This is a genomic window from Pseudomonas sp. TE9122, assembly GCF_056278925.1.
In genome coordinates, this window is record NZ_JBWBQI010000001.1 from 4,462,815 (window position 1) to 4,476,159 (window position 13,345).

Annotated in this window: 9 protein-coding genes; all 9 read left to right on the top strand. The window is 60.9% G+C overall.

Annotation, left to right across the window (positions count from 1 at the left end; all coding sequences use genetic code 11):
• Positions 1 to 330 precede the first annotated feature (330 nt).
• The 9 genes from ACZ9BE_RS20090 (at position 331) to ACZ9BE_RS20130 (ending at position 13,100) form a co-directional block, all read left to right on the top strand.
• Positions 331 to 1,731, top strand: a complete 1,401-nt coding sequence (locus ACZ9BE_RS20090) for a polynucleotide adenylyltransferase PcnB (RefSeq protein ID WP_056790418.1) — start codon at positions 331 to 333, stop codon at positions 1,729 to 1,731.
• Between the two features lie 3 nt (positions 1,732 to 1,734).
• Entirely contained in the window at positions 1,735 to 2,220 is a 486-nt protein-coding gene (gene folK / locus ACZ9BE_RS20095) for a 2-amino-4-hydroxy-6-hydroxymethyldihydropteridine diphosphokinase (protein WP_310220213.1), read from the top strand.
• A gap of 436 nt (positions 2,221 to 2,656) precedes the next feature.
• The gene (panB, locus tag ACZ9BE_RS20100; RefSeq protein ID WP_150638516.1) at positions 2,657 to 3,457 is read left to right on the top strand and encodes a 3-methyl-2-oxobutanoate hydroxymethyltransferase; all 801 of its coding nucleotides are present in this window, start codon (positions 2,657 to 2,659) and stop codon (positions 3,455 to 3,457) included.
• On the top strand, positions 3,454 to 4,314 hold the full coding sequence (gene panC / locus ACZ9BE_RS20105; protein ID WP_460161314.1) for a pantoate--beta-alanine ligase: 861 nt from the start codon (positions 3,454 to 3,456) through the stop codon (positions 4,312 to 4,314). The genes panB and panC overlap by 4 nt, the downstream gene beginning before the upstream one ends.
• A gap of 360 nt (positions 4,315 to 4,674) precedes the next feature.
• The gene (gene pgi, locus ACZ9BE_RS20110; RefSeq protein WP_016773160.1) at positions 4,675 to 6,339 is read left to right on the top strand and encodes a glucose-6-phosphate isomerase; all 1,665 of its coding nucleotides are present in this window, start codon (positions 4,675 to 4,677) and stop codon (positions 6,337 to 6,339) included.
• 201 nt (positions 6,340 to 6,540) lie between these two features.
• On the top strand, positions 6,541 to 8,478 hold the full coding sequence (gene acs / locus ACZ9BE_RS20115; RefSeq protein ID WP_041477824.1) for an acetate--CoA ligase: 1,938 nt from the start codon (positions 6,541 to 6,543) through the stop codon (positions 8,476 to 8,478).
• A 135-nt stretch (positions 8,479 to 8,613) separates the two neighbouring features.
• Positions 8,614 to 9,630, top strand: a complete 1,017-nt coding sequence (locus ACZ9BE_RS20120; protein ID WP_353188480.1) for a class I SAM-dependent rRNA methyltransferase — start codon at positions 8,614 to 8,616, stop codon at positions 9,628 to 9,630.
• A gap of 222 nt (positions 9,631 to 9,852) precedes the next feature.
• A complete protein-coding gene (locus tag ACZ9BE_RS20125) occupies positions 9,853 to 12,804 on the top strand; it encodes a DUF748 domain-containing protein (protein ID WP_476249848.1) in 2,952 nt (983 codons plus the stop codon).
• A complete protein-coding gene (locus tag ACZ9BE_RS20130; RefSeq protein ID WP_252878910.1) occupies positions 12,801 to 13,100 on the top strand; it encodes a DUF2845 domain-containing protein in 300 nt (99 codons plus the stop codon). Before ACZ9BE_RS20125 ends, ACZ9BE_RS20130 begins: the two co-directional genes overlap by 4 nt.
• The last annotated feature ends 245 nt before the right edge of the window (positions 13,101 to 13,345 follow it).

Here is a 13,345-nt window from a genome sequence, read left to right on the forward strand (position 1 = left end):
TTCAGCGACCAAAGCAATCCGTTTGCTCTTGGCTCCCGATTGGGAGGGTCACGAAGGAAACGCTTCGTGGCGAGGGCACTCAACAAAAACAAGAAGCCCGAATCAATAATAAAAAGAGCACGCAACTACTTCTTGGGGAGCTTCGGCTCCCCTTGTAGTTTCTCTCCCCGCTGAAATCCCCCTGTTTCCCTCGTTCGACCCTTGCAGCTTGCGGCTTGCAGCTCATATCTGCTGCGTCCTACACCATCCCCCGACTAAATGCTAGAATCTGCGCCCATCATGCGGTCATTCTTTTGGTATGGCCGAACATTCCTTCAAACAGTGCATCCCATGCTGAAGAAGCTGTTCCAGTCATTCCGAACTCCCGTGCGTCGTACGCAACACATCCGCAGCACCCCTGAAGTGCTCAACAGCGGCCAACATTCGCTGCAGAAAACGCAGTTCAGCCGCTATGCGGTGAATATCGTCGAACGCCTGCAAGGTGCCGGTTACCAGGCTTATCTGGTCGGTGGTTGCGTGCGTGACATGCTGTTGGGCATCACGCCCAAGGATTTCGACGTCGCCACCAGCGCCACCCCCGAGCAGGTCCGTGCCGAATTCCGCAATGCGCGGATCATCGGTCGCCGGTTCAAACTGGTGCACATCCATTTCGGTCGCGAAATCATTGAAGTCGCGACCTTCCGCGCCAATCACCCGATCAACGAAGACGAGGAAGACAGCAACCAGTCTTCGCGCAACGAGAGCGGGCGGATTCTGCGCGACAACGTCTACGGCACCCTGGAAGAAGACGCGCAACGCCGCGACTTCACCATCAATGCTCTGTATTACGATCCGGTCAGCGAGCGCATTCTCGATTACGCCAATGGCGTGCACGACATTCGCAATCACCTGATCCGCCTGATCGGCGACCCGAAGCAGCGTTACCAGGAAGACCCGGTGCGCATGCTGCGGGCCGTGCGTTTCGCCGCCAAGCTCAACTTCGGCATCGAGAAGCACACCGTTCAGCCGATCCGTGAGCTGGCGCCGATGCTGCGCGAGATTCCGTCGGCGCGGCTGTTCGAAGAAGTGCTCAAGCTGTTCCTCTCCGGGCACGGCGCGATCACCTTTGAAATGCTGGTTGATCTGCAACTGTTCGCCCCGCTGTTCCCGGCCAGTGCCGAAGCGCTGGAATACAATCCGGAATACACCCATACCTTGATCAGCGAAGCACTGACCAACACCGACCTGCGCATCAAGCAGAACAAACCGGTGACCCCGGCGTTCCTGTTTGCCGCCCTGCTCTGGCCGGCACTGCCGGCCCGCGTGTTGCGTTTGCAGGAACGTGGCATGCCGCCGATTCCGGCGATGCAGGAAGCCGCTCACGAGCTGATCGCCGAACAGTGCCAGCGCATCGCGATTCCGAAGCGCTTCACCATGCCGATCCGCGAAATCTGGGACATGCAGGAACGCCTGCCACGGCGCAGTGGCAAACGCGCCGATCTGTTGCTGGACAACCCGCGTTTCCGCGCCGGTTACGATTTCCTCCTGCTGCGCGAAAGCGCCGGCGAGGAGACCGATGGCCTCGGCGAATGGTGGACCGATTATCAGGACGCCAACGACAGCGAGCGTCGCGACATGATCCGCGACCTCAGCGGCAAGGGTGACGATGCCAGCGGCGCACCGCGCAAACGTCGCCGCAGCGGCGGTTCCAAGCGCAAGCGCGCCGGCGCTTCGAGCGCGACGGGCGAGTAAGCGATGGAACGCATCTACATTGGTCTGGGCAGCAACCTCGCTGACCCGGCCGACCAGTTGCGCAGCGCCATCGCGGCGCTGGGGCAATTGCCGCAGACGAGTCTTGCCGGCGTTTCAGCCTTTTATCAAAGCGATTCACTGTTGCCGGGCCAGCCGCGCTACACCAACGCTGTCGCCGCCCTCGACAGCTCGCTCGCACCGATCGAGTTGCTCGACGCCTTGCAGGCGATCGAAAACGCTCAGGGCCGCGAACGTCTGGAACGCTGGGGGCCACGCACCCTGGATCTGGATATTCTGCTGTTCGGCGATCGCCTGATCGACGAGCCACGGCTGAAAGTCCCGCATTACCAGATTCAGGAGCGGGCGTTCGTTCTCTATCCCCTCGCTGAACTGGCACCGCAGGATCTGCGTCTCGCCGATGGCCGCACGCTGACAGACCTGCTGGCCGCCTGCCCGTTCGTCGGCCTCGAACGCATCTCCCAGCCCTGACAAAAATCTTCTGTGAAATGTGGTTATGTGGCGAGGGGATTTATCCCCGCTGGACTGCGAAGCAGGCCCAAATCTGACCAAGCCGTATACAAACATGGGGCCGCTCCGCGACCCAACGGGGATAAATCCCCTCGCCACAGGTCACCTGCCAATCTCCAGTTTTTGTCAGACAAAAATCCCCCCAATCAGGCCCGCCAAGCCGCTGAATCGCATCAGTAACGCCGGTAACACCGCCCGCGTAACAAGGCGGTAACACACGCAATTGACTTCCTGTTGGCTCATCACGACTATAGGCGTCCCGCTGCCGCCAACCCGGCATGAACGGGCGCAATCCAGGCCTTTCAAAGCACGACACAAGACCGTGCGCCTGAGTAGATGAAGAATCACGCGCGTGACTCGCAGCAGTTTCCAGAGCGCCTGAACGAGGATTTTTTACATGCCAGCCATCACCCTGACCACGCTCCAGAGCCTCAAGCAGAAAGGTGAAAAAATCACCATGCTGACCTGCTATGACGCGACCTTCGCCCACGCCTGCAACGAGGCCGGTGTCGAAGTGCTGCTGGTCGGCGACTCCCTGGGCATGGTCCTGCAGGGGCACGACAGCACCCTGCCAGTGACCACGGCGGAAATGGCCTATCACGTCGCCAGCGTCAAGCGTGGCAATGGCGATGCCCTGATCCTCGCCGACCTGCCGTTCATGGCCAACGCCACCCTCGAACAGACCATGAACAACAGCGCCATGCTGATGCAGGCCGGCGCGCACATGGTCAAGGTTGAAGGTCAGCTGTGGCTGGCGGAGTCGATCCGCCTGCTCGCCGAGCGCGGTGTGCCGGTGTGCGCGCACATGGGCCTGACGCCGCAAGCAGTGAACATTCTCGGTGGCTATAAAGTGCAGGGCCGCAATGAGAACCAGGCGCGGCAGATGCGTGCCGATGCGATCGCGCTGGAGCAGGCCGGTGCGGCCATGCTCTTGCTCGAGTGCGTGCCGAGCGAACTGGCGGCAGAAATCAGCCAGGCCGTGGGCATTCCGGTGATCGGTATCGGTGCCGGCAACGCCACCGACGGCCAGGTACTGGTATTACACGACATGCTCGGCCTGTCGATCAGCGGCCGCGTACCCAAATTCGTCAAGAACTTCATGCAAGGTCAGGACAGCATCCAGGCCGCGCTGAAGGCTTACGTCAGTGAAGTCAAAGCCACCACGTTTCCCGGCATCGAACACGGATTCTCTGCATGAACACCGTCAAAACCGTACGCGAACTGCGTGCCGCCGTCGCCCGCGCGCGCAGTGAAGGCAAGCGCATCGGCTTCGTGCCGACCATGGGCAACCTGCACAGCGGCCACGTCGCATTGATCACCAAAGCTACCCAGCGAGTGGATTTCGTCGTCGCGAGTATTTTCGTCAACCCGCTGCAATTCGGCGCCGGCGAAGACCTCGACAAATACCCGCGCACTCTCGCCGCCGATCAGGAAAAGCTCCTCGAAGCCGGTTGCGACCTGTTGTTCGCGCCGACGGTTGAAGAGATGTACCCGGACGGCATGGCCGGCCAAACCCGGGTCAGCGTGCCGCAATTGTCCGAAGGCCTGTGTGGTGCCAGCCGTCCGGGGCACTTCGAAGGTGTGGCGACGGTGGTCAGCAAGCTGTTCAACATGGTCCAACCGGACCTGGCGATCTTCGGCCAGAAGGATTACCAGCAACTGGCGGTGATCCGCGCACTGGTGCATGACCTGAACATGCCGATCCAGATCATCGGCGAGCCGACCGTACGTGCGGCGGACGGCCTGGCGCTGTCGTCGCGCAACGGCTTCCTCAATGAAGATCAGCGCGCCGTGGCGCCGGTGGTCTACCGCGTGCTGAGCACTATCGCCGAAGCGATCAAGCAAGGTGAGCGTGATTACCCGGCGCTGATCGCTGCGCAGTTGCAGGTGCTGGAATCAGCGGGGCTGCGTCCGGATTATCTGGAAATCCGTCATGGCCTGACCTTGCGTCCGGCGACGGCGGAGGATCGCGATCTGGTGATTCTCGCGGCGGCGTTCCTCGGCACCACGCGGTTGATCGACAACCTGCACCTGAATCTCGATAGCCCGATTTAAGCAAGCAACGAATTTCCCTGTGGGAGCGAGCCTGCTCGCGAAGGCGGTGTATCAGCGACTTATAAGTTGCCTGACACCACGCCTTCGCGAGCAGGCTCGCTCCCACATGTGTTTCCGGTGCATGCCGGTTGGGCGAAAGTCTTCCGGGCACCTCCGTTTGTCGGCCAGATTCCTTTGCGGATGTTAAAAAAGTACAGGGATCTGGTCAGACAAAGTCAAGACAGAACGCAGCGCGAGGTTTACTGTATTCGCCCTGTGTCCAGATCTCGTGTCGACGCAGTTGATCCCATGCGCTAAAAACCCGTGGTTGATCTGTACCGTGTTCAAAAGGCCGTTCAAGTAAAAAGGAAAACCGCAGCGATGGCGTACTACCGCACTCCTCACGACGTTACCGCTCTGCCCGCCTGGCAAGCGTTGAAAGATCACCGCCAAGCCATGCAGGATTTCAGCATGCGCGAAGCCTTCAACGCCGATCCGCAGCGTTTCAATCAGTTCACCCTCAGTAGCTGCGGTCTGTTTCTCGACTATTCGAAGAATTTGATCAACGCCGAGACCCGCAACCTGCTCGTGGGCCTGGCCAATGAAGTCGATCTGAAGGGCGCGATCAAAGCGTTGTTCGACGGCGAAATCGTCAACGCCTCCGAAGGCCGCCCGGCACTGCACACCGCCCTGCGCCGCCCGGTCGGCGACAAGTTGTCAGTCAACGGCGTCAACGTGATGCCGGAAGTGCACAAGGTGCTGAACCAGATCACCGATCTGGTCGGCCGCATTCACGATGGCTTGTGGCGTGGCTACACCGAGAAGCCGATCACTGACGTGGTCAATATCGGTATCGGTGGTTCGTTCCTCGGTCCTGAGCTGGTCTCCGAAGCGCTGCTGTCCTACGCGCAGAAAGGCGTACGTTGCCACTATCTGGCAAACATCGACGGCAGCGAATTCCACGAGCTGACGCAGAAACTGCGCGCCGAGACCACGCTGTTCATCGTTTCGTCGAAGTCGTTCAACACTCTCGAAACGTTGAAAAACGCGCAGGCCGCACGCGCCTGGTACCTGGCGCAGGGCGGTTCGGAAGCCGAGCTGTATCGCCACTTCATCGCTGTGTCGAGCAACAACGCCGCCGCTGTGGCTTTCGGTATCCGCGAAGAAAACATCTTCCCGATGTGGGACTGGGTCGGCGGGCGCTACTCCCTGTGGTCGGCGATCGGTTTGCCGATTGCGCTGGCCATCGGCATGTCCAACTTCAAGGAACTGCTGTCCGGTGCCTACACCATGGACCAGCATTTCCAGACCGCGCCGTTCGAACAGAACATGCCGGTGCTGCTGGCCCTGCTCGGCGTCTGGTATGGCAACTTCTGGGGTGCGCAAAGCCACGCGATCCTGCCGTACGACCACTACCTGCGCAACATCACCAAGCACTTGCAACAGCTGGACATGGAGTCCAACGGCAAGAGCGTGCGTCAGGACGGCACCTCGGTGTCGACCGATACCGGCCCGGTGATCTGGGGCGGCGTCGGCTGCAACGGTCAGCACGCTTATCACCAGTTGCTGCACCAGGGCACCCAATTGATCCCGGCCGACTTCATCGTGCCGATCGTCAGCTTCAACCCGGTTTCCGACCATCACCAGTGGCTGTACGCCAACTGCCTGTCGCAGAGCCAGGCGCTGATGCTCGGCAAGACCCTGCCGGAAGCTGAAGCCGAACTGCGCGACAAAGGCATGGGCGAAGACGACGTGCGCAAACTGGCGCCGCACAAGGTGATCCCGGGCAATCGTCCGAGCAACACCCTGGTGGTCGAACGCATCAGCCCGCGTCGCCTCGGCGCGCTGGTTGCGATGTATGAGCACAAAGTGTTCGTGCAAAGCGTGGTCTGGGGCATCAACGCCTTCGACCAGTGGGGCGTAGAACTGGGCAAGGAATTGGGCAAAGGCGTCTACAACCGCCTGGTCGGCAGCGACGAGACCGTGGCTGACGATGCCTCGACTCAAGGCCTGATCAACTACTTCCGCGGGCGCCATCGCGGCTGATAACAGCCTTCGGGCACAACGCTGTTCTCGTGTGGGAGCGAGCCTTCTCGCGAAAGCGGTTCTTCATTCAACACCTTCGTTGACTGACATTCCGCCTTCGCGAGCAGGCTCGCTCCCACAGTTGTTTTGGCACATGACTTGAACCTGTGCAGCGCTCGGCGCATCTTTATTCGTGTCGCACCACAAGAATAAGGAACCGTCATGTTCGATATCAGCACGTTCCCCAAAGCCGATGCCGTGCGCCAGGCCGCTCAGTTGAGCCAGGACGAGTATCGGCGCCTGTACCGCGAATCGATTGAACACCCCAGCGCCTTCTGGGCCGAGCAGGCCACGCGTTTCCTCGACTGGAGCACGCCGTGGCAGACCGTTCAGCGCTATGACCTGAAAACCGGAGAAGCCGCCTGGTTTGCCGGCGGCAAGCTCAACGTCAGCTACAACTGCATCGACCGTCACCTCAAGCAACGCGGCGAACAGACCGCCCTGCTCTGGGAAGGCGACGACCCAGCCGAATCGGCGCAGATCACTTACAACAAACTCCATCACCACGTCTGCCGTTTGGCCAACGTGCTGAAAAGCCGTGGCGTAAAGAAAGGCGACCGGGTGTGCATCTACATGCCGATGATCCCCGAAGCCGCCTACGCCATGCTCGCCTGCGCGCGAATCGGCGCGATTCATTCGGTGGTGTTCGGCGGATTTTCCCCGGATTCCCTGCGTGATCGAATTCTCGACGCCGACTGCCGTACCGTGATCACCGCCGATGAAGGCGTGCGCGGCGGCCGCTTCGTGCCGCTGAAAAACAACGTCGACAAAGCCCTGCAAAGTTGCCCGAACGTCAGCACCGTGGTGGTGGTAGAGCGCACTCAGGGCCAGGTCGACTGGGTCGAGGGCCGTGACCTGTGGTACCACCAGGCGGTGCGCGAGGTCAGCGACGACTGCCCGCCGGAACCGATGGACGCCGAAGATCCGCTGTTCATCCTCTACACCTCCGGCAGCACCGGCAAACCCAAAGGCGTGCTGCACACTACCGGCGGCTATCTGCTGCAAGCGGCGATGACCTTCAAGTACGTGCTCGACTACCGCGACGGCGAAGTGTTCTGGTGCACCGCAGACGTCGGCTGGGTTACCGGCCACAGTTACATCGTCTACGGGCCGCTGGCCAACGGTGCGACCACACTGATGTTCGAAGGCGTGCCGAGCTACCCGAGCAGTTCGCGCTTCTGGCAGGTCATCGACAAGCACAAGGTCAACATTTTCTACACCGCACCCACCGCCCTGCGCGCGCTGATGCGCGAAGGCGCCGGACCATTGAAGGAAACTTCGCGCGCCAGCCTCAGATTGCTCGGCAGCGTCGGTGAGCCGATCAACCCGGAAGCGTGGGAATGGTATTTCAATGCCGTCGGTGAACAGCGCTGCCCGATCGTCGACACCTGGTGGCAGACCGAAACCGGCGGCATCATGCTCAGCCCGCTGGTCAGCGCGCAACGGATCAAACCGGGGTGCGCGACGCAACCGATGTTCGGCGTGCAACCGGTATTGCTTGACGAAGCCGGCAAGGAAATCAAAGGCGCCGGCAGCGGCGTGCTGGCGATCAAATCCAGCTGGCCGGCGCAGATTCGCAGCGTCTACGGCGATCCGCAGCGGATGATCGACACCTACTTCAAGCCCTACCCCGGCTATTACTTCACCGGCGACGGCGCCCGCCGTGACGAGGACGGCGATTACTGGATCACCGGACGCATCGACGACGTGATCAACGTTTCCGGCCACCGCATCGGCACCGCCGAAGTGGAAAGCGCCCTGGTGCTGCATGACAGCATCGCCGAGGCCGCCGTGGTCGGTTATCCCCACGACGTCAAAGGCCAGGGCATCTACGCGTTCGTCACGCCAATGAACGGCACCGAGGCCAACGAAGAGCTGAAGAAAGACCTGCTGGCGCATGTCAGCAAGGAGATCGGCAGCTTCGCCAAACCGGACCTGATCCAGTGGGCGCCGGCATTGCCCAAGACCCGTTCGGGCAAGATCATGCGGCGGATTCTGCGCAAGATTGCCTGCAATGAGCTCGACAGCCTTGGCGATACTTCGACTCTGGCTGATCCAAGTGTGGTGCAGGACCTCGTTGATAAACGGCTCAATACTTGAGAGCTGCAAGTTTCTAGCTACAAGCTGCAAGCTAAAGCGGTCCGCGCAGCTTTTCGCTTTTAGCTTGCAGCTAGAAACTTGCCGCTTGTAGCTCCCCGACTGCTAAGCTTCGCGTTTTTTCAGCAAGGCGCCCGCATGTCTTCCTTGAATCAGGCGCTGCGCGCCGCCCTCGATCAACGCCAGGACCTGCTCGCTGCGCTGCACAGCCAGGGCACCGATTGCTATCGGCTGTTCCATGGCAGCCAGGAAGGTGCCGGCGGCCTGACCATCGACCGCTACGGCCCGCAACTGCTGGTGCAGAGTTTTCACCAGACGCTCGAACGTGACGACCTGCTGCAACTGCACGCCATGGTCAACCAGACCCTGGGCTTCGACAGCCTGCTGGTCTACAACGACCGCTCCCGTGGCAACTCGCGGATTGATCGCGAGGACAGCGTCTATAAAGCCGATGACGCCGCACTGGCGGATCTGGTCGGTCATGAATGGGGCCTGAACTACCGCGTGCGCGGGCGTCATGCCGGGCAGGATCCGCTGCTGTTCCTCGACCTGCGCAACACCCGTGGCTGGGTCAAGGATCATGCGCAAGGCAAAAGCGTGCTCAACCTGTTCGCTTACACCTGTGGCGTTGGTCTCAGTGCTGCGGCAGGCGGTGCGCGCGAGGTGTGCAACCTGGACTTTGCCGAAGGCAATCTGGCGGTCGGTCGCGAGAATGGATTGCTCAACCCGCAACTGCCGGAGATGCAATTCATTCAGTCCGATTACTTTCCGGCGATCCGCCAGCTCGCCGGCCTGCCGATCAGCCAGCGGCGCGGGCAGAAGCTGCCGAGCTATCAGCGCCTCGAACAGCGCCAATACGATCTGGTCCTGCTCGACCCGCCGGCGTGGGCCAAAAGTGCGTTCGGCACCGTCGATCTGCTGCGCGATTATCAGAGCCTGCTCAAACCCGCGCTGCTGGCCACCGCCGACAATGGCGTACTGATCTGCTGCAACAACCTGGCGAAAGTCAGCATGGACGACTGGCGCGAACAAGTGCTGCGCTGCGCCGAAAAGGCCGGCCGCCCGGTGCGCGAATGGAGCGTGATGACCCCGGGTGCGGACTTCCCCTCGCGGGACCAGCAGCCACCGTTGAAGACGCTGATTTTGCAGCTCTAATCCCTCAAGCATGAGCGATTACATTTCCCTGTGGGAGCGAGCCTGCTCGCGAAAGCGCAGTGTCAGTCGACTTGTTTTTCACTGAACCAGCGCATTCGCGAGCAGGCTCACTCCTACAATGGGTATCTGTTCCTACAGAAATTTCTGAACAATCCTGTCCCACATCAAGCACTTCGGAACCAGAATCGCGTGCCATACTCCAAGGCACTCCGATTCAGACAGATGAAGCCGCACATGCCCAAAGGATTGATTCGCGCGATTGGCGCACTGCTGACAGCCCTGGCCCTCTACAGCCTGCTGGGGTTTCTGATCCTGCCGGGCATTGCCTTGCGCGTGGCCAACCAGCAACTGGCGAACTACGCGACGGTGCCGGCGCATCTGCAGCGCATCGAACTCAACCCCTTCAGCCTTGAGGTCACCCTGTGGGGGCTGGTCATCGGCGAGCCGGGCAAGGAGCAGGTCGGCTTCGATCGCCTCTATGCCAACCTGCAAATCGACAGCCTGTGGACCAAAGCGCTGCATCTGTCCGACATCGAACTGGACAAACCCAAAAGCGAAATCCTCTTCGCCAAGGACGGCAAGCTCAACCTGCTGGGCCTGTTCAACGTGCCGCCGAGCGAGCCGACACCCGCCGATCCCGACGCCAAGCCATTCCCGCTGCGTATCGACAACATCAAACTGGCCGGCGGTGTGGTGCATTTCGAGGATATGCGGCCCAGCGAGCCGATCGAATTTCTTTACGACGACCTCAGTTTCGAGCTGAAAAACCTCAGCACTTTGCCCGAGGACAGCGCCGACATGACCCTCGTCGCCATCGGCCCCGCTGGCGGGAGGATCGACTGGACCGGCAATTTCAGCCTGATCCCGTTCACCTCCGAAGGCACCCTGAAAGTCACCGATGGCCAGATGAAATCCTTCTGGCCCTACGTGCGTGACGCCGTGCCGCTGGTGCTGGAAAACGGCGTGGTCAGCCTCAGCACCGAGTACAAACTCAACCTGTCGAAACAGACCGAACTGCTGCTGAACAACGTCGCGGTGAGCATTGCGCCGTTCGCCATCAAGGCTCCGGACGGACGTCCGCTGGCCAGGCTCGAACGCCTCGACGTCAGCGAAACCTCGCTGGACCTGGCCAAGCAGCAAGTGGTGGTCGGCAAGATCCGCAGCAACAAACTGGAAACCTGGGCGGCGCTGGAAGCCGACGGCCAACTGGACTGGCAGAAGCTGTTCGCCAGCCAGCCGTCGAAACCGGCTGCCAAAGCCGCTGCCGAACCGGCGGATACACCGGCCGCCGCCGACTCGCCGAAACCTGAGCCAAGCGCCCCGAGCAAGCCATGGCAGGTGCTGGTCAAGGATGTGCAACTGCGCAACTACACGGTCCATCTCGCTGACCGCTCGGCGCAACCGGCGGTGGCGCTGGACATCACCCCGCTGAACGTCGACCTGCGGGATTTCGACAGCCTCAACGGCTCGCCTTTCAAGCTCAAACTCGACAGCGGCCTGGGCAAGCAAGGCAAGATCAGCGCCGACGGCACGGTCAATCTGGCCCCGGTCAACGCGCAGCTGAACGTGAAAACCCAGGACGTCGACTTGCGTGTCGCGCAGTCCTATATCAACCCGTTCATTCGTCTGGAACTGCGCAGCGGCATGCTCGGCAGTGACCTCAAGGTCAACCTGAAAAGCACCGAACCACTGGCCCTCAGCGTCACCGGCCGCGCGCAGATCGATCAACTGCACACCCTCGATACGCTCAAGACCCGCGATTTTCTCAAATGGCAGCAAGTAGTGGTCGACGGCATCAACTATCAGCACGGCGACAGCCTGTCGATCGACAAGGTCAACCTGTTGCAGCCGTATGTGCGCTTCATGATCAACGACGATCGCACCACCAACGTCGACGACCTGCTGATCCCGCAACCGGCCGACAGCGGTGCCAAACCTGCCGGAGCCAAACCGCCCGGCAAGGACAAACCACTGGGCATTCACATCGGTGCGATTGCGATCAACGACGGCTCGGCCAACTTCGCCGACTTCAGCCTGACGCCGAATTTCGCCACCGCCGTGCAGCAGCTCAACGGTCAGATCGGCACCATCGACAGCCGTCAGGCAAAACCGGCCAGCGTCGATATCAAAGGCAAGGTCGACCGCTATGCGCCGGTGACCATCAAGGGGGCGGTCAATCCGTTCGACCCGATGGCCAGCCTCGACATCGCCACCAGCTTCAAGCGCGTCGAACTGACGACCCTGACGCCCTACTCCGGCAAATTCGCCGGCTACCGCATCCGCAAGGGCCGGCTCAACCTCGATCTGCACTACCTGATCACCAAAGGCCAGCTGAAAGCCGAGAACAAAGTCGTCGTCGAGCAGCTGCAACTGGGCGAGAAGGTCGACAGCCCTGATGCAGTGAGTCTGCCGCTGAAACTGGCGATCGCCCTGCTCAAGGACGTCGACGGCAAGATCTCCATCGAATTGCCGGTGACCGGCGACCTGAATAATCCACAGTTCAGCGTGATGCCGATCGTCTGGCAAACCCTGCGCAATTTGATCGTCAAAGCGGCCGCAGCACCGTTCAAAATGATCGGCGGGCTGGTCAGTGGCGGCGGCTCCGAAGACCTCGGCACGGTGTCCTTCGCGCCGGGCTCCAGCGATCTGAGCAAAGACGCCGAAACGGCGCTGGTGAAACTGTCGCAGGCACTCAAGGAACGTCCGGCGCTGCGCCTGGAAATCGAAGGCACTGCCGCGAAGAGCAGCGATGGGCCACTGCTCGCCGAACAACGTCTGGAACGCGAATATCAGTACAACTACTACAAGATGCTCCAGCGCCGTGGCGACAAAGTCCCGGCCCAGGCCTCGCTGTTGCAAGTGCCCGAAAGCGAGAAAGGCGCGTTGCTCGAAGGCATCTACCGCACCCGCTTGAAAACCCAGCCACCGGCTGAATGGAAAGACCTGGGCAAGGAAGAACGCACGGCGAAAATGCGCCAGGGCGTGATCGCATTCTGGAGTGGCAGCGACGTGCTGTTGCGACAGTTGGGCCAGGACCGCGCCAGCACCATCAAGGATTACCTGGTCGACAAGGGCAAGCTCGAGGATGACCGCGTGTATTTCATCGACGCCAACCTCGGCGAGGCCGAAAGCGATGGCCGCGTGGTCACGCAAATGCACCTGGATGCCGAATGACCGTGCGTAACTGGTTGATGGCGCTCGCTCTCACGTGCGCCGCCGGCCATGCGTCGGCTTCGGATACATTGCGCTGCGGCAGCCAATTGATCAGCCTCGGCGACCGCGCCAGCGAAGTGCTGCAAAAATGTGGTGAGCCGGTCAGTCGCGATGTGCTCGGCTACAAGCGCAGTGCCAATCGCCGCGAAGAGTTTCAGGTCGAGGAATGGACCTACGGGCCGAACAACGGCATGTACCAGTACCTGCGCTTTGAAGGTAATCGCTTGAGGCAGATCAACAGCAAACGCGGTAACTAAGCCGAACGAAATTCACCCTGTGGGAGCGAGCCTGCTCGCGAATACGGTCTGTCTACTGACGAACTTGTCGGCTGACACTACGCATTCGCGAGCAGGCTCGCTCCCACATTGGTATTGCCCAAAATAGAACAGGCCCCGACACAAGTGCCGGGGCCTGTAATGGTCACATCCGTGTGACCGTTCGCATGAACTCTAAAGTTGCGGCAGACGTATTGCTCGGCCCGTCTGTCGCGTCTTCTCCCGGT

Bases quoted from the DNA above. Each gene is read 5' to 3' on its own strand.
- ACZ9BE_RS20090 (WP_056790418.1), top strand. From the start codon at position 331: ATGCTGAAGAAGCTGTTCCAGTCATTCCGAACTCCCGTGCGTCGTACG.
- folK (WP_310220213.1), top strand. From the start codon at position 1,735: ATGGAACGCATCTACATTGGTCTGGGCAGCAACCTCGCTGACCCGGCC.
- panB (WP_150638516.1), top strand. From the start codon at position 2,657: ATGCCAGCCATCACCCTGACCACGCTCCAGAGCCTCAAGCAGAAAGGT.
- panC (WP_460161314.1), top strand. From the start codon at position 3,454: ATGAACACCGTCAAAACCGTACGCGAACTGCGTGCCGCCGTCGCCCGC.
- pgi (WP_016773160.1), top strand. From the start codon at position 4,675: ATGGCGTACTACCGCACTCCTCACGACGTTACCGCTCTGCCCGCCTGG.
- acs (WP_041477824.1), top strand. From the start codon at position 6,541: ATGTTCGATATCAGCACGTTCCCCAAAGCCGATGCCGTGCGCCAGGCC.
- ACZ9BE_RS20120 (WP_353188480.1), top strand. From the start codon at position 8,614: ATGTCTTCCTTGAATCAGGCGCTGCGCGCCGCCCTCGATCAACGCCAG.
- ACZ9BE_RS20125 (WP_476249848.1), top strand. From the start codon at position 9,853: ATGAAGCCGCACATGCCCAAAGGATTGATTCGCGCGATTGGCGCACTG.
- ACZ9BE_RS20130 (WP_252878910.1), top strand. From the start codon at position 12,801: ATGACCGTGCGTAACTGGTTGATGGCGCTCGCTCTCACGTGCGCCGCC.